This is a genomic window from Salinicoccus sesuvii, from assembly GCF_042648145.1.
Taxonomy (GTDB): Bacteria; Bacillota; Bacilli; order Staphylococcales; family Salinicoccaceae; genus Salinicoccus; species Salinicoccus sesuvii.
On the sequence record NZ_JBHRWV010000002.1, the window covers coordinates 284,777 to 308,939 of the forward strand.

Genomic DNA, 24,163 nt, shown 5'->3' on the forward strand with positions numbered 1-24,163 from the left:
ATGCTATAATGGTATTTATCTCAGGAGGTGCAATATGGATTTTGAAGGAATCATACCCGATTGGTTTAAAACATTTGTTGATGTCGGCAACACGCTTCTTTGGGGAGACTTTCTCATTGGACTTTTGATTGTTGCAGGTCTTTATTTTTCGATCAGTTCCAAATTCGTCCAGTTCAGATGGTTTAAGGAGATGTTCAATGTTCTGACGGAAAAAGGAGAAATTCTGCCAAATGGCAAGAAAGGTATCTCTCCGTTCCAGGCATTCGCCATCAGCGCAGCTTCTCGTGTCGGGACAGGTAACATTGCAGGGGTAGCCACTGCAATTGTTCTCGGTGGTCCCGGTGCGATCTTCTGGATGTGGGTGGTGGCATTCTTCGGTGCAGCGACTGCATTCTTTGAATCGACCCTCGCACAAGTCTATAAAGTGAAAGATTCGGAAGGCGGTTTTCGTGGGGGCCCGGCCTACTACATGGAAAAAGGTCTGAATCAGAAATGGCTCGGTGTACTATTTGCCATTTTGATCACCATCACTTTTGGTTTTGTATTCAATGGACTACAGGCAAATACAATTGCCCATGCCTATGAACAGGCGTTCAATGTGGATCGTTGGATCATCGGCATTATTGTCGCAGCCCTTGCGGGACTGGTGATATTCGGTGGAGCAAAATGGATTGCCAATGTTACTGGCTATATTGTCCCAGTAATGGCCGTCATCTATCTTGGTGTTGTTTTCGTTATCTTGGTCATCAATTATGATCAGATCATACCGATGCTTAGCAGGATCTTCACGAATGCCTTTGGTATTAGAGAAGTATTTGGTGGTGCAGTAGGTGCTGCGATACTAAACGGTTTCCAAAGAGGGCTCTTCTCCAATGAAGCCGGTATGGGGTCTGCGCCGAATGCTGCAGCTTCCTCAGCAGTCAGTCACCCGGTTAAGCAGGGACTGATTCAATCACTTGGTGTCTTCTTCGATACAATGGTCGTATGTACCGCAACAGCGATCCTGATTCTCATGTATACGGATCTAAGCTTTGGTGCAGATGCCGTGCAAGGAATTGAAGTAACGCAAGCAGCAATGACCGAACAAATCGGTACATTCGGTGCCACGTTCATCGCAATCGTCATTCTGCTCTTTGCCTACAGTTCCATTCTTGGGAACTACTTCTACGGGCAGAGCAATCTGTACTACATTAAAGAAAACCGTTTCTTGCTGTTGGCGTTCAAGATACTCGTAATCGTTATGATCTTCATCGGTTCTGTTATGGAACTCGATACAGCTTGGGCGACAGCAGACTTGTTCATGGCGTTAATGGCCGTGACCAATCTGGTGGCCGTATTCGGTCTGAGTAATGTCGTCTGGCAAGTGGCAGCCGACTATAAGCAGCAGCTGAAACGCGGTCAAAAGCCGGTCTTTGAGACGAATAACATCAGAGCCGATCTCACTTCTGTAGAGGAATGGGGATATAACCGCTACGCTTACAGAGACGAAGATAAATAAATCACTAAAAAAGGCAGACCCTAGGGTCTGCCTTTTTTAGTTGAACAGTGATCTAAAGAATGATATCACACGGTCGAAGAAATTTGAAACAGCTGTCTTGAATGTATCCCAAGCATTCGATTCTGTAATTTCCTGGCCAAGCGATTCCGCTTGGTCGACAGCATTTTTGAATGAATCGCTCGAAGTGATCTGGTCAATGAGATTTTGTGCACTATCTTTAAGCGCCTGGGCCTCTTCACTTTGGAATAGACCAGAATTCTGAATCTGACGGATCAAGTCGATGATTCTGTCGATCTGATCCTGCGTGAGTATACCATCGAGACCATTTGCTGCCATCTGTTCATCAACGATGTCTCTGATTTCAGATTCGGACAAGTTGCCACCCTGATTGATGACTTCGATTTTAATATCGGTAATCATCTTATTGAGCTGTTCTTGAGAAAACCCTTCGACAGCACTATTCTCTTCAGTGATATCCGTGATTGTGCCAAGTTCTTCTTGGGCATTCTGTGTCCGTTCAGTATCTATTGCCTCACCTTGTTCCTCGTAGGCCTTGTAAATGCCGGCAAGGGCACTTTCTCCTGTTACATCCTGTGCCGCCCCGATGACCACCTGGGCATCGGTAATACCTGAAGTAAGCAGGGCATTTTTATATGTTTCTTCGGTGATCTGTGTGATTTCTCCCATACTTTCGTCCACGGTGATATCAAGGCCATAGCCTTCATCTTCCTGAATGATGCGTATGCTCGACTTCAGGACATCGTTGCTGTAGTTCATACCAATGTATTGATTAACATCCTCACTGTAGACGTATGCAACCTTATCGTCATCTGACGTGCCGAGTAGCTCGCGTGTAGCGTCTTGAAGCTGTGCATCATTTTCCAGTGCTGCGCCATAGACGGTAACGGCTTCATTCCATTCGGTCGCCGCTGTAGCTTCTGGGTTTGGTAAAAGCAGCAAAAGTAGCACTGCTAGCGGTAGAAGTTTTTTGATCATTTTCATCCCTCATTTCTTATGGATATTCTACTATATCGGACCGCTGTATCACAATTTTTTGTATATGCGTCTGGCCAAATGTAATATAATTTCTTTATTAATGACTAAAAAACCGTTAGAATGATTTGGTATATAAATGACAGGAGTATGATTATGGATAATGAATACAGACGCTCCGACAGGCCGGAGCACAATCAGGTGAAAAAGAAAAAGCGGATTAGGAAGCGTGCACTCATTCCGATCATTCTGTTGGTCAGTCTTATTGTTCTAGCGCTCTATGCATTTTTTTCATATCAGTCGGGGCTCGGCATTGCACAAGAGAATGGGGTAGAGCAAGAGACCTATGAATTCAATAGTGAGGACAACAACAATGGCAAAAAGAATATCCTTTTACTTGGTGCCGACCGTGAGGAGGATGGTGCCCAGCGTACGGATGTAATCATGATTGCCCAGTACGACTTCATGAATAAGGAGATGAAGCTCGTATCACTCATGCGCGACATCTATGTAGATATCCCGGGCTACCAGAACTATAAGATCAATTCTGTCTATTCACTTGGCGGTGTCGAGCTTCTCAGACAAACGATTGAGCAGAACTTTGGCATAGAGGTCGAGGAATACGCAGTGATTGATTACCAGGCATTTGAATCCGTCGTTGATGTCATCAATAAGAATGGTATTACCATTGATGTCGAGAAGGATATGTCTGAGAAGATTGATGCTGACTTAAAACAAGGTGAGCAACAGCTAAACGGCAAGGATCTCCTGGATTATGCTCGCTTCCGCCAGGACGAAGAAGGGGACTTTGGCCGTGTAAGACGCCAGCAGCAGGTCATCAATGCACTAAAAGATGAAGCGCTCAGTGTCGGCAATGTACTGAAGCTGCCTAAAATTACAGGTACAGCGGTCGGTCACATCAACACCAGCATGAGTAACGGGGAACTTTATAGGATGATGGCGTCGTTTCTTGTGAGAAGTGACAAGAACATTGAGACACTGACTCTGCCAATCGAGCACACCTATCAATTTGTTGATGTGCCCCATGCAGGTAATGTCATTGATCTTGACTTTGAGACTAACAGCCAGTATGTCCATGATTTTCTCGAAGGTAACCTCGAAGACCCGGAGGCACTGGAACCGGAAGCGGAAAACACCACAACAGACCAATAGAAAGGGATGGCCCCCGGGGGCCATCCCTTTCTATTTTTTACCGCTCGTCCATTTCTTTTTGTGTCTCAGGCCACGTTCTCTGGCCGTCATCCAGTTCAAATTCCATATTCACATCCGTGACATGCTTTTGTTCCATGATCACCGCTTCGATCTCGTTTCGTATATCATTTACTTGCCGCGACGTGAGATCGGGATCGATCTCTGCAACGACTTCGACGTGCAGACTATCTCCTTCCTTTAGAACAAACAACTTTTTGATGTCTTTAATCGCCGCATGGCGTAGGACAATCTGGGAAATGCGTGCTTCCATATGCGGATCATGTTCACCGAGTACACCCGCTGCATTTTCCATGAACACTTTATAGACGATGTAGAACATCATCAAGCCGATAATGACCGATGCGATGCCTTCACTTGCGCCAAACCCTGTGAACCGGGCAATCAGTATGGCAGTGATGGCAAGTAGCGCACCGGCTGTAGCCACAGTATCTTCCATGAATACGAGTTTCGTTGCCGGTTTGGCACGTTTGATACAAAGGAAACTCTTTGTCAGCGGCTTCAGCCCGTCGTATGGCTGGTCTGCCTGCTGGAGCACTTCCTTGCCGGCCTTGTACAGAACAAAGCTCTCAAGAAGTGCAGCACCAGCAAGCACACCGATATTAATCAGCAGCATGGTCGTATCGGTCTCGGTCGGAAGCGGCGCCACGATATGATGGATGCCTTCCCGTATGGTCTCATATGACAATATTGCGACGACGATGATGGCGAATAGACAGACGAGGTTGACAAGTCTCCCGAAACCGAAAGGAAAGCGTGCTGTCGGTGCCTTCTTCGACAGGCTTGAACCGATGTAGACAAAAAGCTGATTGATGGCATCTCCGATGGAGTGCATCATTTCAGCGAACATCGCCACATTGGCAGTGAGCAGGAATGCCACGCCTTTAAGTCCTGCAATGATGAAGTTAACAATTGATGCAATGAGCGAAGATTTACTTCCTTGTTTGAGCAAACTGAAAATATCTTTCAATATGACCCACTCCCTTTGAAATATTGTATCACTTTATACCCGATTATCGGATGTTACCATCATTTATGTTTCGGTTCCAAGATTTTGTGATATGATAAATATAAAGGGTATCGAACATATGTTCCGTTTAAGGGGAGGGTACTATGTACAATTATCATATCTGTCCACATCGTCATGTTTTCTGTATCGATCAGAAGAGTTTTTTTGCCAGTGTGTCCTGCATGTTGAAGGGGTTGGACCCGATGACGACAAAGCTTGCGGTTGTTGCAGATACGAAAAGCCCAGGTGCCGTGGTGCTTGCAGCCACCCCTGAACTGAAAAAGCTCGGGATTAGAACCGGGTCTAGATTATTTGAAATTCCACAACGGAATGACATCTATATTATCAACCCTGCTATGAAGACATATCTCGACTACTCTACACGCATTACCGAGATTGCACTGAGGTACGTTGCGCCCCAGGATTTCCATCAATATTCGGTAGATGAGTTTTTTATGGATGTGACAGATAGTTTCCGGATTTTCAAAGACAGTCCGTATACACTTGCCAAAAGGATCCGGGCTGAAGTTTACCGCGAGACCGGCATCGATTGCGCGATTGGTATCGGTGAAAATATTTTACTCAGTAAGCTTTCGCTCGATATTGAAGCAAAACACGCAATGGATGGTATTGCTGAATGGCGGTATCACGATGTACCGGAGAAACTGTGGCCCATCAAACCGCTCCGCAAGTTTTGGGGGATAAACAAACGGAGCGAGATCAAGCTGAATGAACGGGGCATATTCTCAATAGGTGACTTGGCAAAGTATTCCCCCGTCCATCTAAAGCGCGACTTTGGCGTCGTTGGCATCGACTGGCACCTGCATGCGAACGGCATCGACTTCAGTACCATCAGAGAGAAGCATATCGCTCATTCCCCCTCTATAGTAAAGAGTCAGATACTCATGCGGGACTATCGATTGGAGGAAACATACGTTGTCATCTTGGAACATGTAGACGAAGTCACGCACCGGCTTAGAGTTTCTGGAAGGCTGGCAAGAACTGTGCAATTCGCTCTCGGCACAGCAGAAGGGAAAGTCTACCGTAAGCAGTTCACCATCCACGACGGCACACACGACGGTGATGTTATTATGAAGCGGATCTGGGCGCTGCTTGGCGCTATGGCGGATCCATATGCGTATTACCGTACTATAAGTATTTCACTGACGAATTTTATCCCGGCGCACATCAGACAGATTTCACTTTTTGATGACGTAGAGGCAGCAGAACGCCGTGATCGACTGCTGCAAACTGTCGATCGGCTCAAGGTCAAGTATGGCCAGCTCTCCGTCATGCGGGCATTGAGTTGTACGGCACCGTCTACATTAAAACTGCGGGAAGGCCTGATTGCTGGTCATAAAAGGTAAAACTCCTCCTAAAGGGTATAGGGATAGGGGCTCTTTGTTTCGCGTATGTGACGCATAGGCTCTCCCGAGTGGTATAATACATAGATGTATAGTTACCGGCTATAAGCTAAAGCGACGGATGGGTGGGCAAAACAGGCATTCAAAGGGCGAATTTGCCTGACGTCTTTTGAAAATCATGGAGATGACCCGGCAAATCTGATAATATAATCAAAGTATGAAAATTAGTTGACAGGAGTGCCATTATGCAATTTACAGAGTTGACCATAGAGGAATTCGACCAGTTTACCAGAACTCACTTCAGTCACTTCACCCAGACCAAAGAGAATTATCTACTGAAGCAATCTCAAGGAGTAGAGACGTATCTCGTCGGTGTGAAGGATGGGGAATCGATCAAGGCTGCGTGTCTTGTAACATTGACCCCAATGATGAAAGTATTCAAATACGCCTACAGCAACCGCGGTCCCGTGATGGATTACGCTGATAAACAGGTGTTCGATGTGTTTTTTGAAGGTCTGCATGCATTTTTGAAACCGAAGAAAGTCATGCACGTCAGAATTGATCCCTATGAAGTCATTAAGGAAAGAGATCATGATGGCGAGGTCCTCAATGACCGAGACAATGGGTATATCTTCGACCACTTCAAAGATCAAGGCTTCAAACACGATGGTTTCACTACAGGATTTGATCCGGTTCTGCAAATCCGGTGGCATTCGGTTCTTGAACTCGAAGGCAAAGATCCGAAGACGCTACTCGATGACATGGATAGCCTGAGGAAGCGGAACATCAAAAAAGCTCAAAAGCATGGACTCCACATCCGTTATCTGGAGCTTGATGAGATTGATGTATTTAGGAAATTCATGCGGGATACGTCGGAGAAGAAAGCATTCGTTGATCGTGATGATGCCTACTATATCAGTCGCAAAGAGCATTTTGGCGATAATGTCATCATTCCACTTGTGTATGTCAATCTGGATGAATACACCGCATCCATCGCAAAGGATAGGGATGCACTGGTTAAGAACATCGAGAAGACCAACAAAGATCTCGAAAAGGATCCAGATAATCAGAAAGCAGCAAAAAAAATCGGTAACTTCAAAGATCAGTTAAAGAATATAGAAGATAAGCTTGCTGAAGGAGAGGCACTAAGAGAAACGCATGGTGAAGAACTGCCAATCGCCAGCGCCTATTACTTCATCACGCCACACGAGGTCGTGTACCTGGCAGGAGGAAGCGATAATGATTTCAGACACTTTGCAGGTAGCTACTTGATCCAATGGCATATGATCAACTATGCACTGGAGAAGGGGATCGATCTGTATAACTTCTATGGCATCAGTGGCAACTTCTCCGAGGAAGCGGAGGACTATGGCGTCATCCAGTTCAAGCGCGGCTTCAATGCTAAAGTGTTCGAATATGCTGGTGACTTTACTAAACCGGTCAATGGACCCGCATACAACGCCTACAAGACGCTGACGAAATTAAGGGATAAGATAGGGAGGTAGCGGATAGATGAAATTTGTTGAGCTGACAGAGAGTCAATATAAAAACTATATCGAAAAAGGTGAGGAGTCCGCCTTCTTCCAGATGATAGAAAATAAAAGGAATCGCGAGATGGACAAGGATAAGGTGCGACTCCTTGGTGTCAAGGACGAGGCGGGGACTGTAGTCGCTGCGTGCCTTTTCACCTTGAAGAAGACCGTGATGGGCAAGTATTTCTACTATTCGAACCGCGGGCCGGTTCTTGACTACCATAACCATGAACTCGTCCGTTTCTTTCTCCAGGGGCTTACGCAGTACTTGAAGAAGAACAACGGACTTTATGTCAAGCTGGACCCGAACTGGATCTACCAAAAATACGATAAGGACGTTAACCCGAAAACGGATTATCCTGAGCAGGATGCGCTGATTGAAATAATGGAAGCGGAAGGTTATGCGCACCAGGGGTTCACACGCGGATACTCAAGAACATCACAGGCGCGCTGGATGAGTGTGCTGGATCTTTCAGGGTACAACGAAAACAGTCTGCTGAAATCCTTTGATTCCCAGAGGAAGCGGAATATAAAGAAAGCCGAGAAATATGGGGTTCAGATCAGGTTTCTTGAACTCGATGAGATTGATATATTCCTCAAACTGTACTTGGATACGAGCGAGCGGCAAAGCTTTTTCACACCGCCGGATCCACAAAAATACTATTCAAACCTCAAAAAAGCATATGGCGATAAGATTATTATGCCATTGGCCTATATAGAATTGGACAAGTACATCAGTAACCTTTCGGATGGCATTGAGAATGCTGAGTCTAAACGCAACCAGCTGATGGAGAAGGATACGAAGAATGAGAAGACGCTTAACAAGATCAATGAACTCGATAAACAGATCGATAAGATGAGCGAAGACCGTATGCAAGCAAGTGAACTGCGCAAGAATGAAGGCAATGTACTGAATCTTGCTTCTGGTATCTATTTTGAAACACCGTATGAAATGGTCTACCATTCTGGTGCGAGTTCCACTGCATTTTCTCAGTTCGTAGGCCCTTACATGATGCACTTCGAAATGATGAAGTATTGCATGAATAAAGGCATCAGCCGATACAACTTCTACGGTGTAAGCGGAGATTTCTCAGAAGACGGCGAAGATTATGGGGTCTATCGTTTCAAGCGTGGTTTCAATGCGGAAATCGAGGAGCTAGTCGGAGACTTTGTAAAGGTCATCAGTAAAATGCCTTATAATGTTTATAAAGTGAAGCGGAAGATTGAGCAGAAGAGAGCTGCAAAATCCAATTGACCATCACAGGAAAGGTTGTCCCAAATATGAGAACATCACCCATCCAGCCAGAGACTTTCAAAGCATTCATGGCCGAGTACGACAGTTATGCTCACTATATGCATGATTCGCTGTATTATGACTATATTTCAGAGGTTCAGGATACCCACATCCTTGGATTATATGAAGCGGATGCGCTTATCGGAGTTTCTATGATTAGTGGCCGTTCTGTACTGAAGCGGTACAGAATTTTCACGTCTCATGCCGGACCGTTGATCCAGCCGTTCTCGAATGAAAGACTGAAGTTTTTCCTAAAAGAGATTGATGCGTACGCAAAAAAGCAGGGTGCGATCAAAATGGTCCATTCTCCTTACCAGATTTATCAGATGCGCAATAGCGACGGCGAAGCAATCGATAGCGAATTGAACAACCCTGAGATCATGGAAGTATACAGCAGCCTTGGGTATAGCCACAATGGATTTACAAAGCAACTGGTGACTAGTGAGATGCTGAGATATCAAGCTGTGCTCGATATCAGTAGGGATGAAGATGCACTTATAAAAAGTATGGATCAAAAAACCCGCTACAATACACGAGCGAGTGAGCAGATGTGCATCAGGGTGAGGTATCTGGAAGAAGATGAATATGATAAATTCATAGAGATCTATAAAGATACCGAAGAGCGCATCGGTTTTGATCCTGTGAGCAGTCAGAAAATCAAGACCCTTCTTCGAACTTTGAAAGACCGTACTTATCTGACACTGAGCTATATCGATTTAGAAGAATATTTGGCGAAGCTCAGCGAAGAACTCGAGACACTCGTCTCCGATCAGAAGGAGATGCAGAGTAAGCTTGATAGTGGGCAAGGAACGAAGCGCATGAAGGGCAGACTGAATGAGTTGAAGGATCTGGTAGCTAATAAAGAAAAGCGTCTCGAGAAAATCCGTGGCGTCCAAGCTGAGTATGGAAATGTCATAGAACTCTCCGCTGGTATGTATTACTACAACACCCATGAAATGGTCTATCTTTTCAGTGGCAGCTATCCTGAGCATTCCATGTTCATGGGTACCAACTACACAACATGGCATATGATCAAGGAAGCTAAGAAATTGGGAGTCGGACGTTTTAATTTCTTTGGACTGACTGGAGACTTCACGGAAGCATCAAAGGACTACGGGGTCTATAAGTTCAAAAAGGGCTATGATCCATTGATAGAGGAATTGCCGGGGACATTTGAAAAAATATTCAACAAACCGGTGTACAAGCTAGCCCAGAAAATGAATAAAGTTTAGATGAAAAAAGGAGCTATAGCAAATTGCTATAGCTCCTTTTTGTTGTAGGTGTTCTCTAGTAGTGTACCGTATTTTTTATTCCAAATCTTGTAGGAAATGAAATAGAATATGGCAGTTACAACGACTAGTCCAAGAATGATCGGCCAGAACCACCCGGAAACAACACCGTCCTGATAGGCAAGTCCGATATTGGAAAATAGTACAAAACAGAATACCATGGCGCCAACGAGTATCGTTGTAACCGGCAGCGCAAACTTCCACGGCACCATATCCACCTTAGGATTGTATGTGAAATCATGTGGTCTCGCTAACGGCCTGACGATTCCAGATACTATCATGATCACAACAGCGAGTACAAAGAGCATACCTTGGATATGGATAAAGCTAATGTTGAACTCGATTCCAAAGAAGGTCGGCAACCCCCATATCAGCATGTAGTATAGAACAACATGGACAATGATGGCGACTTTTGGACCAATTGGCGGCACCTTTTTAGAGAAGATACCGACAAGTATGATTGCGATGACCGGGATATTGAAAAATCCGGTGAACTCTCTGATGATATTCCATAGACCATCCGGTGCACGGAGCAGCAGAGGGGCGATAAAGAAGGAAGTCAGTGCCAGAAGTGTACCAAACCATTTACTGATTGTGATCATTTCTCTGTCTGATGCATTCTTTTTGAATTTAACTTTATAGATGTCGTATGCAAACATGGTTGCTGCACTGTTGAGCAGTGAGTTGAAACTGGAAAGCACTGCCCCAAGAAGTACAGCAAGGAAAAATCCACTTAAAATAGGCGGCAGCAGTTCATTAATCAAAGCCGGGTAGGCAAGGTCCATATTTTGAAGATCTGATCCATACAGATGAAAAGCGATAATTCCTGGAATCATCATCATGAATGGGACAAGCATCTTAAGAAAGCCGGTGAAAAGTGTTCCTTTTTGACCTTCAGCTAAACTTTTAGCTCCAAGTGTCCGCTGGATAACATACTGATTAGTTCCCCAATAGAACAAGTTGGCAAAAATCATACCTGTGAATATTGTGCCAAAAGGGACGGAATCTTCGCTTGAACCAATTGAATTGAGCTTCTCAGGATTTTCCGTTGCGATTGTCTTCATTCCTTCGAAGATATTACCGTTACCGAGTGCGTAGAAGCCGATAATCGGAACAAGGAGACCGATAGCTAAAAGTCCAATACCATTTAAAGTGTCCGATATGGCAACAGCACGTAGTCCACCGAAAATTGCATAGCAGGCACCAATAATGCCTACTATCCAAATGACAATCCACATGGACTGCTCAAGAGACAATCCAAGAAGTTCTGGTACATCGAAGAGCTGGAGTACGGCAATAGCGCCTGAATAAAGTACAGAAGGAATTGTAACGAAAGTATATCCCATCATGAACAGGAGAGTGACCATCATACGGGTGCCTTCGTCGAATCTACTGTTTACAAATCCGGGTAACGTTGTGAAGGCACCGCCTATGTATCTCGGTAGAAGTACGAGCGCAAGAATAATAACCGATATTCCCGCCGTCACTTCCCATGCCATATTCGACATGTTTGCGCTGTAAGCCTGGCCATTTAAGCCTACTAGCTGTTCTGCAGAAAGATTTGTAAGAACGAGGGATCCAGCAATGAACCCTCCGGTAAGACCACGACCGGCGAGAAAGTAACCGTCACTGTCGCCGACAGTATTTCTCGTCTTGTAATAGGAATACCATGCGACAAATGCCATAAAAAGGATGCATGTAATAATAGTGAAAGTCATTTTATCAGCTCCATGAATAAATATGAAATTATCATTTATACTATATATGTACTAATTATAGATTATTAAACACAAAGTGTAAAAATTATCCTAAAATCGGATTCATTTCAACTGTCTATTTAACGAGGGTTTTACATACATTAACTAAAAGTGAACAATAACTATAAAAAGGTTAATAAATAATGTTTATTTACTTGTTTTTTATTCACTGTATGATTATACTTACTATACACCGTTTAAAATACATTAAGAGGGAAAGGTGTAAAAATGAGTAAAATAGGATATGCGCGAGTAAGTACCAAAGGTCAAAACCTTGAAAGTCAAATGGATATGCTCGAAGAAGCTGGCTGTATCAAGATTTTTTCAGAAAAAGTAAGTGGTAGAAAGGCTGAACGCACGGAGCTTGAGAAATGTCTAGACTATATGCGAGAGGGCGACACAATGGTGATTACCAAGCTGGACCGCCTGGGACGTACGACAAAACAGCTTATCGAGCTGTCTACAGCACTGGAAAAGCGTGGTATTGATCTAGAAATCATCAATATGAATGTGACAACCAAAGATCCAATGGGTAAAATGTTTTTTACAATGATGTCGGCATTTGCAGAACTTGAAGCAAGCTTGCTTAGCGAACGTACAAAAAAAGGGCTTGAATCAGCGCGTGCACGTGGCAGAAACGGTGGCAGACCTGGAGTTGCAGACGATAAAAAAGCGATGATACAGTCATTGTATGATACACAGAAATATACCGGAAAACAAATTGCAGATATGGTTGGCGTATCTAGAGCGACAGTATATAAAGTTGTAAATGAATCAAAAGAAGAATGATATCTAAATGTTAACATAGATAACAAAGAATAAATATTGAAATACCTGGTTATGGAGACAATCCAAACCAGGTATTTTTTTGTCGTATAAAGAGTAATTTTACTTCCCGAATAATTATTTATTATAAAGTTTACATAATATATATTATAGGAAGTTATGTATATAGAGAAAGAGAGCACCCTTTTTATCCTTCTGTCTACAAACATTGTCTATTAACTATTACACTATGAGTAAATTGTCGCTCTTCATGATATGGCTCGGAATCTCGACTGCTGGTATCAATTTATTATAGCATTCAAGTGATTCAATTTTGATTCTCATGATTGATATCTCTAAGCACTATTTAATCTCAATTCTCCTGTCTATATATAATATACATGTTTAGCTAATATCATATGTACGTGTTTCATTTATATATCAATAAAAAACAGCCACCCTCAGGCAGCTGTCCTTTTAATCATGTTTTATTATTATGTGCTGTATCTGGATCATTCAACTCTGCTTTTGTCGCAGGTTCTGATGCAATCTCTCTTTTCCTTCTTCTACCTCTAACGTACACCCACGTGAGTACGCTGACGATAAACGATAATATACCGAGGAATAACGCATAACCCATTAATGGTTCCCAGTTCGTATTTTCAACGAAGTTCGGTATGATGAATGCAGCTAACCCCATAATTATTAAAACAACGACTGGAACAATGATATATCTTCTCAAAGCAAGTCCTGCAATTGCAGTTAAAAGAATGACAGCAAGTATGCTGAAAACATAGAAACTTGGATTTTGTATCATACTTTCACCTCCAAAGGATTTAATATAAGTAATATTCTCGATTTTCACTGGTTTGAAACTTAATGCTTTTATATAGTAATGATTTTAATTTTTTGAATTTTCCTGTATAATGAAATCATTACTTCGGTTTCCGAAATTAAAGGAGTGTCAATAACAATGGAACAGTTAAAATCAAGAAATGAAGTTGAAGAAAAGTATACGTGGGATCTTTCTGATCTTTTTGTTTCTGATGAGGCGTTCGAATCAGCCGTAGAGAACGTTAGACCAGAAATAAAAGCATTTAGCGAAAAATATTCAGGTAGTCTATCGGACGCAAAAACTGCAATTGAAGCGATTGAGTATTACAAGGATCTGACCGAATCTCTCGTGCCGATTGGTGCATATGCCAACCTTAGAATGGCTTCTGATCAGGGAGATGCTTCGGCACAGCGGCTTAGCGGTCTTGCAAGCAATATCGGTACATACTACAGCAGCGAAACGAGTTTTCTAACAAGCGAACTGCTTCAGAAGGATGCGTCTTTCCTCGAAGATATCAAGAGCGAGTCATCTGAGTTCGAGAGTTTTGTGGACGAACTACTGAAGCACAAGCCATATCAGTTAGACGCTAATGTAGAAAAGGCGCTTGCCTCCTACTCTACTGTATTCGAAGGTCCATACAGTCTTTATCAAAAAACTAAACTGCTCGATATCGATTTCGGTACTTTCAGTGCTAATGGAGAAGAAATCCCTCTCTCATACTTGGCTTTTGAAGGTGAATTGGAAGGTCATGAAAATGCAGAAATCAGACGTAACGCGTTCCGTGCGTTCAGTGATAAGCTTGGTCAATACCAACACACAACAGCTGCAACATACGATCTTCAGCTTAAACAGGAAAAGACGACAGCAGATCTCCGTGGATTCGATTCAGTGTTTGACTACCTGCTCCACCGTCAGGACGTCGACCAGTCGCTCTATAATCGTCAGATCGATATGATTATGAGCGATCTTGCCCCGCATATGAGAAGATATGCCAAATTACTAAAGCGTGTGCACGGCCTCGATGAAATGAAGTATGAAGACCTTAAAATTTCCCTCGATCCATCATCAGAGCCTGAAATCAGCATCGAGGAATCTAGAAAATACATTAATGATGCACTCGCAATCATGGGAGATGACTATATCAACATGGTCAATCGCGCCTATGATGAACGTTGGATCGATTTTGTGAAAAATAAAGGTAAGTCTACTGGTGCATTCTGCTCCAGTCCATACGGATCTCACCCATTCATATTAATTTCTTGGACATCACTTATGACTGAAGTATTTGTTCTGGCCCATGAACTTGGCCATGCCGGCCACTTTTATAATGCCAATCGTTCCCAAAATGTATTCGATTCAAGAAGTTCCATGTACTTTGTCGAAGCACCAAGTACAATGAATGAAATGCTTATGGCGAACCACCTGCTTGAGAATTCAGATGATCCTAAATTCAAGCGTTGGGTTATCAGCTCAATCATTTCCAGAACATACTATCACAACTGTGTAACACACTTGCTTGAAGCTGCCTATCAACGTGAAGTGTATAAAAAAGTAGATCAGAATGAGAGCGTCTCCGCGCCTGTTTTGAATCAGCTCAAGCGCGAAGTAATCGAGCAGTTCTGGGGAGATGATGTTTCAATCACTGAAGGTGCAGAGCTGACATGGATGAGACAGCCGCATTACTATATGGGACTTTATCCATATACGTACTCCGCCGGACTGACCATTGCAACAGCAATGAGCAAAAGAGTAATGAACGAAGGACAAGCTGCAGTCGATGACTGGCTCAAGGTTCTAAATGCAGGTGGCACAAAAGATCCTGTAGAACTGGCACGTATGGGTGGCGTTGATATTACTACCGAGCAACCACTGCGTGACACAATCGATTATATCGGTGAATTGGTCGATCAACTGGAGAAATTAACAGAAGAAATAGAAGGATAAGAATAAAACCCAGCCATTAGTGGCTGGGTTTTATTCTTAATGAAATTCTCTATAGCTTTCTGATGTCCTTTATCAAGGCATCGACGTCCCCATGGTTGGTTGACCAGCTTGTACAGAGACGGATGGCCTTTCTTGAAGCACCCACCTCTTCCCAGACATGGAATGCGTACTCAGTCTTCAATGTATCGATCTGAGCATCAGTAAGTATGGGAAAGATCTGGTTTGTAGTGGCCGGTGCATACATCTCTATCTGCTTCTCCTCAAAAGCTTGTGCCAGACGCTTGGCCATTTCTATTGCGTGCTTAGATATCTTAAAATACAACCCATCTTCGAAAAGTACCTCGAACTGAATGCCAAGAAGTCTGCCTTTAGCCAGCATCCCGCCTTTTTGTTTCATGATATAGCGGAAGTCCGATTTTATCACTTCATTGGTGATGACAACGGCCTCGCCAAAAAGTGCGCCGACCTTTGTACCACCAATATAGAAAACATCGCACAAACGAGCTATATCCTCAATGCTTACATCATTGCTTTCCGATGCAAGCGCGTACCCAATTCTGGCGCCGTCAATCATAAGATATAGGTTGTTATGAGTACAGACATCCCTAAGACGTGTCAGCTCGTCATTAGAATACAGGGTGCCGGCTTCTGTTGGTTGGGAAATATAGACCATTTTCGGTTGTGGCATGTGCTCGTGGGTAGGATCATTCCAATGCGCCTCTACCGCAATCTTAACCTGTTCGGCAGCTATTTTGCCGTGGCTATTCTCCAATTCCAAAACTTTATGTCCTATCGATTCGATCGCTCCTGTCTCATGACCAGCGATATGTCCACTGTCCGGTGCAATTACACCCTGATGGGGTCTGAGCATTGAGGCAATGATGGTCATATTTGCCTGAGTTCCTCCAGTCATAAAATGTACATCAACATCTGCGCCGCAGAGTTCACGTATATATCTTCTGGCTGTATCTGTATGGTAATCCATCCCGTAACCCGGTAATTGTTCGTTATTGGTTTCATAAAGACGCTCCAGAATGGACTCATGTGCCCCTTCTATGTAATCACTATCAAATCTAATCATCCAACCCCTCTTTTCACGTTTAAATATACTCCAAGCATACCTAATTGCCTGACGCTACTCAATATAAAAGGCCCTCTCACACTCGAGGGCCTTTAGATATCTATTGGTTCTTTGCGATTGTTTCTTTATCTGTTTGCTCCACTTTGCCTTCTTTCATCAATCGACCGAGCGCACGTTTGAAAGATCCTTTAGACATGTTGAATGCTTCTTTTATATCTTCAGGTGTACTTTTATCAGTCAGTGGCATGCTGCCACCATTCTTCGTAATATAATCCATTAGTTTCTCGCTATCTGCATCCATTTTTTTGTACGCCTGCTGGATGAAAGAGCCATTGATTTCCCCTTTTTCATTGATACCGATTACTCTGAATTTCTTCAATTCACCAAGACGGGGCTCTGACTCCCTTTCACTTTCATGCACAAATACTTTATGGCCATCTTCAGTCAGTAGGAATGTGCCAATCCTGAGCAGACGGTATGGTCGGCCTTCGAGCCATTTGTTCTTCATCTCTGCAAATTTCGATGCATCCATTGGCGTAAAACGTTCTGCTGCATCATTTTCGCTTAGTAACCTACCGTACAGTTGATTATCATGCTCTGCACGCAGTACAAGATACAGCTGATCCCCTTCTGTCGGCCAGACGTCCTTGACTTTAGGAAGATCAATCCATGGCACGAGAATGTCCCTTGGTGCACCAACATTCACATAGGCACCATCCCTGTTGACTTCTGTAACAGTCGCATAACCGTACTGACCGACTGATGCTGTCGGTACAATGGGTGCGGCAAATAGTTCGCCACTTCTGTTCGGATAAATGAAAGCACTGACCTGATCGCCGATTTCAAATTCTTCATCTGATGTCGAAGCGTTCATTCTAATATATTGTGCATCTTCTGTTTTCAGATGGTAGGTCGAACCTTCCTTTTTGATGACTTTCAAAAATTGTACTGTTCCTGATATGGGTTCCATATATTATCTCCTTAACTATTGTAGATGTGCTCGATGACTTCGGTCATATTCCGATTAATGACCAGGTCAGCTGCACGATCGAATGGTGTGCTGTCTTTATTAATGATAACGAAGTGGGTGCCGTTGAAATAATTGATAAGAAATGCTGCCGGGTTGACGACAAGTGAAGTCCCCATGACCACAAGTGTGTCCGCCTGTACTAACTTGTCGATCGCAGACTGGATCACCGACTCGTCCAGCATTTCTTCATAGAGTACAATGTCCGGTCTCAATATGCCGCCGCATCCACAGACGGTCAAATCCTGCTCGACGACTGTGTTTTTATTATACTTGACATTACAATTAACGCAGTAGAAGCGGTTAATTGTTCCATGCAGTTCATCAACATTGCGACTGCCCGCCCCCGCATGAAGGCCATCTATATTCTGGGTAATGACACCAAGAGAACGCCCTTTTTGTTCTTCATTTGCAATGAAATCATGAGCGATATTGGGGAGTTTATCCAAATACATCAATCGTTTTCTATAAAAGCGGATAAAACTCTCAGGGGCATCTTCAAGATGTGACCGGCTTAGCAAGTATTCGGGAGAGTGCCCTCCCTGGCTAATCTCATCAAACAATCCGCCCATGCTTCTAAAGTCGGGAATGCCACTTTCTACAGAGACGCCTGCTCCCGTGAAAAATACACTGCGCTGGCTGTTTCTGATTATGTCTGAAAATCGGCCTGTTTCTTGTTCCATCGGTCATTGACCTCCTAGAATTATATTTCAATGGTACCACAAATGTGGTATCATCGCTTAAGAATATACTAAAGGAGAGTGCCTATGCTACAGGTTACAGATATCAGTCTGAGGTTTGGTGACCGAAAACTGTTTGAAGATGTAAATATAAAGTTCACACCCGGAAACTGCTACGGTCTTATTGGCGCAAATGGTGCCGGCAAATCGACGTTTCTTAAAATACTTTCAGGAGAACTGGAAGCACAGACAGGTCATGTGAGCATGGGGAATGATGAAAGACTGGCCGTACTGAAACAGAATCAGTTCGGATATGAAGAACATCGCGTTCTCGATGTCGTCATGATGGGACATGCTAAGCTATGGGATATCATGAACGAAAAGAACGCCATATATATGAAACCAGATTTTTCAGATGAAGATGGCATGCGTGCGGCCGAACTTGAAGGTGAATATGGAGAAATGGGAGGCTGGACAGCTGAAGCAGACGCAGAGAGCCTCCTCCATGGTCTTGGCATCGGTGCGGATCTGATTGACAAAAACATGTCAGAACTTGAGAACAATCAAAAAGTGAAAGTCCTCTTAGCACAAAGTCTTTTCGGCGATCCGGACGTACTGCTACTTGACGAGCCAACCAATGGTCTCGATATCGAAGCAATCCAGTGGCTTGAGGAATTTTTGATGAATTTCAACAATACCGTCATTGTCGTCTCTCACGACCGTCACTTCTTGAATAACGTATGTACCCACATTGCAGACCTTGACTTTAGCAAGATCCAGGTCTACGTCGGCAACTACGACTTCTGGTACCAGTCCAGCCAACTTGCCCAGCAGATGGCGCAGGAACAGAATAAGAAGAAGGAAGAGAAAATCAAGGAACTGAAAGATTTCGTCGCACGTTTTAGTGCGAATGCATCGAAATCGAAACAGGCGACCAGCCGTAAGAAAACCCTTGAAAAGATAGAACTTGACGATATCAAACCATCATCAAGGAAATATCCATTTGTTCACTTCACACCTGAGCGTGAGATTGGTAATGATCTACTACAAGTCAAAAATCTCTCCCATACGGTTGATGGTCAAAAGGTCCTGGATAACGTGAATTTCACGCTGGATCCATACGATAAAACAGTACTGATCAGCTACTCCGAAATCGCGCGTACTACCCTTCTGCGTATTCTTGCCGGAGAGATTACACCAGATGAAGGAGAAGTCAAATGGGGCGTAACGACAAGTCACACTTATCTCCCGAAGGACAATTCCGAATTCTTCGAGGGTGTGAATACAGACCTAGTCGACTGGTTGCGCCAGTACGCCCCTCCTGAAGAACAGACAGAGACTTTCCTTAGAGGATTTCTCGGCCGCATGCTTTTCAGTGGCGAGGAAGCTAAAAAGAAAGCAAATGTTCTATCCGGTGGTGAGAAGGTAAGAGCGATGCTATCGAAAATGATGTTGTCGAAATCAAATGTGCTCATCTTGGATGAGCCGACAAACCACTTGGATCTCGAGAGCATCACTTCTGTCAACGAAGGACTGAAGAAATTCAAGGGATCCATTATCTTTGCTTCCCATGACTTCGAGTTTATCAATACCATCGCAAACAAGGTATTGGAACTAGAAAAAACCGGTGCTATTGTAAAAGAATCAACGTACGAAGAGTACTTGAAGGATAAAGGGCTCATTAAGTCATAATTGTGAGGCAATTTCATGTTTTTAAAAAAGTAGTTTACATGCACGAGTGATGTATGTATAATTACGATTATAAAATTTAATAATCAGTTGGATGAGGCGCATCAATCAATAGTAACCACTTATCAAAGCCTGCGAGCTTTAAGTGTGTAAAAGGGTGAGATGCCGAAATGACTGGCCGTTGCAGCGGCCCGTTATTGGATCTGAAGGTTAAGAGCTACAGATCTGTCATTATTTTCACAAAATAATGGAGTGCATCACTTGTGTATAGATATAACAAGTCCGGCATTCCGGGCTTGTTTTTTTTAGTTTAAGTGAGTACTTCCCTAACAGGAGGTCGTATGGAAACAAGTGTATTGAAGTTTGGTGGCACATCTGTAGGTAATTTTGACAAGATAAGAAGTATCGCGGGGGAACTGCATTCGAGAGTCTCACAAGGTGAGAAATTGATTGTTGTTGTCAGTGCGATGGGAGGTACAACGGATGAGCTGCTCCAGAACGCGGGTCAGCTATCCTCTGCTCCAAAGGAGGATCATGTGGCACTGCTACTCACTACCGGTGAGCAGCAGACGATTTCCTACCTTTCGATTGTACTTGAGGACCTTGGTGTCCGTACGAAAGCCATGACAGGATATCAAGCAGGAATAAAAACGTTCGGTGGTCATATGAAAAGTAAGATCGCAGATATCGATGAAGAACGGTTGAAAGTTACGCTTGAAGATTATGACGTCATCGTTATTGCAGGTTTTCAAGGTATCAATGATGATTTTGAGATTACGACACTTGGCCGCGGCGGATCCGATACGACGGCGGTAGCCATTGCAGCACGTTGCAGTATGCCGTGCGAGATATATACGGATGTGGACGGGGTTTACACTATCGATCCAAGAGTCTATAGCACTGCCTCAAGAATCCATGAGATCACATACGATGAAATGATGGAGATGAGTGCACTCGGCGCCGGCGTTCTTGAAACAAGATGTATAGAAATCGCAAAAAATCATTCTATCCCGATATATCTTGGGCGCACATTATCTGAAGAGAGAGGAACATGGATTATGCAGGACACGCAAATACTTGAGAGAAAAGCCGTTACGGGGGCAGCACTTGATAGTGATATCATCCATGTTACCCTCTATGAACCAAAGAAGGAGTCGACTCTCATCTTTGATCTTTTCAAGCGGTTTGAGACACATGACATCAACATCGACATGATTTCGCAGGTCGTTAATAGTGAGGGATTTCAGCTGTCCTTTACAGTGAAAGGCAACGATTCGTACCGTCTCGATGACATCTTCGAAACCGTCGGTCGCATGCATCCTGAAATGATGCTCGACGCAAGAACTACCCGATCAAAAGTATCTATTATCGGTTCAGGAATGCGGGATATGACCGGGGTTGCTTCGAAAGCATTTATGGCTCTTGAAGGTGCAGGAATTAAGTTTTATCAGACAACGACTTCTGAAATCAGCATTTCCTATGTCGTAGACAGCAAAGATGACAAACAAGCAATCGAAGTACTGGCGACAGCCTTCGAACTATAAAACCAGGAGGAGATCAATATGGTCAAAGTAGCAATAGTTGGAGCAACGGGTGTGGTCGGCAGCAAGATGATCGAAATGTTCGAGCAATATGAAATAGAAGCGGATGAGCTGGTGCTCTTCTCTTCTCCACGTTCAGCAGGTAAAAAGATTGAGGTCATGGGGCAAACCCTTACTGTTACGGAACTGAATGAAGAATCTGCGCAGGAAGCTTTCGACTATGTTGTCATGAGTGCTGGAGGAAGTACTAGCAAACAGTTCGCACCAATCTTTGAAGAGAACGGTGCCATCGTTATAGATAATTCTAGTCAGTGGCGGATGCATGAAGATATAGACCTTATCGTACCAGAAATCAATACGCCCAAACTTGATCGCGGTATCATAGCCAATCCTAACTGTTCGACTATACAGTCGGTCGTCGCACTCCAACCACTCAAGGAACGGTTTGGACTGAAGCGCGTACACTATACTACCTATCAAGCGGTATCCGGTTCTGGTGCTGGTGGTTTAAGAGACCTTGAGGCCGGCGCGAAAGGAGAGGCACCGACGACCTATCCGCATCCGATTCACGATAACGTCCTCCCCCACATCGATGTCTTTATGGAAGATGGCTACACAAAAGAAGAAATAAAGATGATGGACGAAACGAAAAAGATCCTTGATCAGCCGGACCTTCGTGTAACAGCGACTTGTGTCAGGGTTCCGGTATCGAACAGTCACAGCGTGCATATCAACGTCACTCTCGATCAGGATGCTTCAGTAGAAGCGGTCAGAGAAGCCTTCAAGAATATTTCCCACATCAAATTGGTGGATGACCCTGCTAATAATGTCTACCCGACGCCACTTGACAGTACCGGCAAGCCGGAAGTTTCAGTTGGACGCATAAGAAAAGATGATTCATTGGAGAATACATTTCATATATGGTGTACAGCAGATAATCTCTTGAAAGGCGCTGCGCAGAACACAGTACAGATCTTAAAAATGATGATGGAAACGGAGAGGGTTCATAATGAATGATACAATTATTTTTGAAGGTATCGGCGTAGCAATGACGACCCCGTTCGCAGATGACACAGTGGATCATGCAGCATTCAGAAGGCATATTGAATACCTGATCGAAAACAATGCACAGGCACTGATTATCAATGGCACTACGGGAGAATCTCCGACACTTGATGGCGAGGAGATGCGTGTTCTCCTAAAAACCGCAGTGGAGACAGTTTCCGGTCGTGTACCTGTCATTGCAGGCACGGGTACAAATTCGACAAGAACGACAATCGAGCATTCAAAGTATGCTGCTGAAGTCGGTGCAGACGCACTAATGCTCATTACTCCCTACTACAATAAAAGCAGCCAGCGCGGTCTTTACGAGCATTTTGTGAAGGCGGCGGAAAGTACCGACCTACCTGTCATCCTTTATAATGTTCCTGGGAGAACGGGGATGACAATAGAGCCTGAAACAGTTGAAAAACTAAGCAGTCACCAAAATATTGTCGGTTTAAAGGATGCTGTAGGTGACCTAGAATATACAAAAACTATACTCGAACTGACAAGAGATCAGGATTTCATCCTATATAGTGGCAATGATGATAATATGCATGAGTTCTGCAAAATGGGTGGTAAAGGGCTAATCTCAGTAGTCGGCAACATCATCCCCGGTGAATTGCAGGAAGTTTATGAAAGCATCCAGCAAAACGATCCTGCGTCCCACGAGCAGTTCGATAAGCTCATGCCGATGATCGAAGCAGTGCAGGTAGATGTTAATCCGATACCCGTAAAAGCAATGACCAGTGCACTTGGCTTTGGCAATTATGAACTGAGGTTACCTCTTGTTCCTCTTGAATCTGAGATGCACAAAAAAGTGGTCGACACACTGAAAGACTTTAAGGAGGGTTCCCTCGTATGAAAATACTGCTCATCGGCTACGGCACAATGAATAAAATCACAGCAAGACTGGCTGAAGAAGCAGGACATGAAATCGCAGGTATTATTGCAAGTGGCGAAAGTGATGCCCCCTACCCTGCTTTTGATTCAATTGATGCAGCTGGTGCAGATGTCGCAATCGACTTTTCACACCCCGATCTGTTGTTGCCTCTGCTTGAAGATCAAGTGAATACACCACTCGTCATTGCTACAACAGGTAGGAAGGAAGAATTGGTTGCCGTATTAAAAGAAAAAAGCGAGTCACTCCCTGTTTTCTTCAGTGCCAACATGAGCTATGGTGTCCATGTTATGAACACACTTCTCAAAAAAGCACTCACCATGCTTGATGACTTTGATCTTGAAATGGTCGAGCGTCATCATAACAGGAAAGTAGACGCACCAAGTGGTACTCTTGTAAAACTATTGGATACTGCGCTGGATCATCGCGAAGGCAGCTATCCGGTATATGACCGGTCCAGTATGAACGACAAACGTAAGAAAGAGGAAATTGGTGTAAGTGCCATCAGAGGCGGATCCATCGTCGGCACGCACGATGTTATATTCGCCAAGGATGACGAAGTCATTGAAATCAGACATCAAGCCCAATCCAAAGAGATTTTCGCCAATGGTGCGCTAAAAGCAGCAACCGCCCTGGTCGACAGACCAGACGGATTTTACGACTACAACAATCTATTCGAGGAGAGATAAGATC

At 43.9% G+C, this 24,163-nt stretch carries 20 protein-coding genes and 1 riboswitch; of the genes, 13 read left to right on the forward strand and 7 right to left on the reverse strand.

What is annotated here, in order from left to right; genetic code table 11:
• Nucleotides 1–34: 34 nt before the first annotated feature.
• The gene (locus ACFOJ8_RS04115) at nucleotides 35–1,498 is read left to right on the forward strand and encodes an alanine/glycine:cation symporter family protein (RefSeq protein WP_380653669.1); all 1,464 of its coding nucleotides are present in this window, start codon (nucleotides 35–37) and stop codon (nucleotides 1,496–1,498) included.
• A gap of 36 nt (nucleotides 1,499–1,534) precedes the next feature.
• Here the strand turns inward: ACFOJ8_RS04115 and ACFOJ8_RS04120 are convergent, their stop codons facing one another.
• Entirely contained in the window at nucleotides 1,535–2,494 is a 960-nt protein-coding gene (locus ACFOJ8_RS04120; RefSeq protein WP_380653671.1) for a DUF1002 domain-containing protein, read from the reverse strand.
• A gap of 153 nt (nucleotides 2,495–2,647) precedes the next feature.
• Here ACFOJ8_RS04120 and ACFOJ8_RS04125 point away from each other — a divergent pair, with 153 nt between their 5' ends.
• Nucleotides 2,648–3,664 carry an LCP family protein gene (locus ACFOJ8_RS04125; RefSeq protein WP_380653673.1) on the forward strand — a complete coding sequence of 339 codons (1,017 nt, stop codon included), beginning with the start codon at nucleotides 2,648–2,650 and terminating at the stop codon, nucleotides 3,662–3,664.
• Nucleotides 3,665–3,701: 37 nt separating this feature from the next.
• Here ACFOJ8_RS04125 and ACFOJ8_RS04130 read toward each other — a convergent pair whose 3' ends face one another.
• Nucleotides 3,702–4,691 (reverse strand): cation diffusion facilitator family transporter, encoded by a 990-nt coding sequence (locus tag ACFOJ8_RS04130; protein WP_380653676.1) that lies wholly within the window; start codon nucleotides 4,689–4,691, stop codon nucleotides 3,702–3,704.
• Between the two features lie 143 nt (nucleotides 4,692–4,834).
• Here ACFOJ8_RS04130 and ACFOJ8_RS04135 point away from each other — a divergent pair, with 143 nt between their 5' ends.
• The 4 genes from ACFOJ8_RS04135 to ACFOJ8_RS04150 all read left to right on the forward strand — a co-directional run bounded on the left by ACFOJ8_RS04135 (nucleotide 4,835) and on the right by ACFOJ8_RS04150 (nucleotide 10,152).
• Nucleotides 4,835–6,097, forward strand: a complete 1,263-nt coding sequence (locus ACFOJ8_RS04135; protein ID WP_380653679.1) for a Y-family DNA polymerase — start codon at nucleotides 4,835–4,837, stop codon at nucleotides 6,095–6,097.
• Between the two features lie 242 nt (nucleotides 6,098–6,339).
• Nucleotides 6,340–7,599 carry an aminoacyltransferase gene (locus ACFOJ8_RS04140; RefSeq protein ID WP_380653682.1) on the forward strand — a complete coding sequence of 420 codons (1,260 nt, stop codon included), beginning with the start codon at nucleotides 6,340–6,342 and terminating at the stop codon, nucleotides 7,597–7,599.
• Between the two features lie 7 nt (nucleotides 7,600–7,606).
• Entirely contained in the window at nucleotides 7,607–8,881 is a 1,275-nt protein-coding gene (locus ACFOJ8_RS04145; RefSeq protein ID WP_380653685.1) for an aminoacyltransferase, read from the forward strand.
• A 26-nt stretch (nucleotides 8,882–8,907) separates the two neighbouring features.
• Nucleotides 8,908–10,152 carry a peptidoglycan bridge formation glycyltransferase FemA/FemB family protein gene (locus tag ACFOJ8_RS04150; RefSeq protein ID WP_380653688.1) on the forward strand — a complete coding sequence of 415 codons (1,245 nt, stop codon included), beginning with the start codon at nucleotides 8,908–8,910 and terminating at the stop codon, nucleotides 10,150–10,152.
• A gap of 26 nt (nucleotides 10,153–10,178) precedes the next feature.
• On the opposite strand, the gene ACFOJ8_RS04155 is transcribed toward ACFOJ8_RS04150, so the two are convergent.
• Nucleotides 10,179–11,927, reverse strand: coding sequence for a solute:sodium symporter family transporter (locus tag ACFOJ8_RS04155; RefSeq protein ID WP_380653691.1), 1,749 nt, complete (start codon nucleotides 11,925–11,927; stop codon nucleotides 10,179–10,181).
• A gap of 267 nt (nucleotides 11,928–12,194) precedes the next feature.
• On the opposite strand from ACFOJ8_RS04155, the gene ACFOJ8_RS04160 reads away from it, so the two are divergent.
• Nucleotides 12,195–12,755 carry a recombinase family protein gene (locus ACFOJ8_RS04160; RefSeq protein ID WP_380653693.1) on the forward strand — a complete coding sequence of 187 codons (561 nt, stop codon included), beginning with the start codon at nucleotides 12,195–12,197 and terminating at the stop codon, nucleotides 12,753–12,755.
• 457 nt (nucleotides 12,756–13,212) lie between these two features.
• Here the strand turns inward: ACFOJ8_RS04160 and ACFOJ8_RS04165 are convergent, their stop codons facing one another.
• Nucleotides 13,213–13,548, reverse strand: a complete 336-nt coding sequence (locus ACFOJ8_RS04165) for a hypothetical protein (protein WP_380653695.1) — start codon at nucleotides 13,546–13,548, stop codon at nucleotides 13,213–13,215.
• Between the two features lie 156 nt (nucleotides 13,549–13,704).
• Here ACFOJ8_RS04165 and pepF point away from each other — a divergent pair, with 156 nt between their 5' ends.
• Nucleotides 13,705–15,510, forward strand: a complete 1,806-nt coding sequence (gene pepF / locus ACFOJ8_RS04170; RefSeq protein WP_380653698.1) for an oligoendopeptidase F — start codon at nucleotides 13,705–13,707, stop codon at nucleotides 15,508–15,510.
• 49 nt (nucleotides 15,511–15,559) lie between these two features.
• Here the strand turns inward: pepF and ACFOJ8_RS04175 are convergent, their stop codons facing one another.
• The 3 genes from ACFOJ8_RS04175 to ACFOJ8_RS04185 form a co-directional block, all read right to left on the reverse strand.
• Nucleotides 15,560–16,591 carry a threonine aldolase family protein gene (locus tag ACFOJ8_RS04175; RefSeq protein ID WP_380653701.1) on the reverse strand — a complete coding sequence of 344 codons (1,032 nt, stop codon included), beginning with the start codon at nucleotides 16,589–16,591 and terminating at the stop codon, nucleotides 15,560–15,562.
• Between the two features lie 100 nt (nucleotides 16,592–16,691).
• On the reverse strand, nucleotides 16,692–17,561 hold the full coding sequence (locus tag ACFOJ8_RS04180; RefSeq protein WP_380653704.1) for a CvfB family protein: 870 nt from the start codon (nucleotides 17,559–17,561) through the stop codon (nucleotides 16,692–16,694).
• 11 nt (nucleotides 17,562–17,572) lie between these two features.
• A complete protein-coding gene (locus ACFOJ8_RS04185; RefSeq protein WP_380653706.1) occupies nucleotides 17,573–18,301 on the reverse strand; it encodes an NAD-dependent protein deacylase in 729 nt (242 codons plus the stop codon).
• Between the two features lie 84 nt (nucleotides 18,302–18,385).
• Between ACFOJ8_RS04185 and ACFOJ8_RS04190 the strand changes: the two genes are divergently transcribed.
• The 5 genes from ACFOJ8_RS04190 (at nucleotide 18,386) to dapB (ending at nucleotide 24,159) form a co-directional block, all read left to right on the forward strand.
• A complete protein-coding gene (locus ACFOJ8_RS04190; protein WP_380653709.1) occupies nucleotides 18,386–19,990 on the forward strand; it encodes an ABC-F family ATP-binding cassette domain-containing protein in 1,605 nt (534 codons plus the stop codon).
• A gap of 83 nt (nucleotides 19,991–20,073) precedes the next feature.
• A riboswitch (Lysine riboswitch) is annotated at nucleotides 20,074–20,253 on the forward strand.
• 75 nt (nucleotides 20,254–20,328) lie between these two features.
• The gene (locus tag ACFOJ8_RS04195; protein WP_380653712.1) at nucleotides 20,329–21,531 is read left to right on the forward strand and encodes an aspartate kinase; all 1,203 of its coding nucleotides are present in this window, start codon (nucleotides 20,329–20,331) and stop codon (nucleotides 21,529–21,531) included.
• 18 nt (nucleotides 21,532–21,549) lie between these two features.
• Nucleotides 21,550–22,545, forward strand: coding sequence for an aspartate-semialdehyde dehydrogenase (locus ACFOJ8_RS04200; protein WP_380653714.1), 996 nt, complete (start codon nucleotides 21,550–21,552; stop codon nucleotides 22,543–22,545).
• Nucleotides 22,538–23,434, forward strand: a complete 897-nt coding sequence (dapA, locus tag ACFOJ8_RS04205) for a 4-hydroxy-tetrahydrodipicolinate synthase (protein ID WP_380653717.1) — start codon at nucleotides 22,538–22,540, stop codon at nucleotides 23,432–23,434. Before ACFOJ8_RS04200 ends, dapA begins: the two co-directional genes overlap by 8 nt.
• Complete coding sequence (gene dapB / locus ACFOJ8_RS04210) at nucleotides 23,431–24,159, forward strand: 4-hydroxy-tetrahydrodipicolinate reductase (RefSeq protein ID WP_380653720.1); 729 nt, start codon at nucleotides 23,431–23,433, stop codon at nucleotides 24,157–24,159. The genes dapA and dapB overlap by 4 nt, the downstream gene beginning before the upstream one ends.
• The last annotated feature ends 4 nt before the right edge of the window (nucleotides 24,160–24,163 follow it).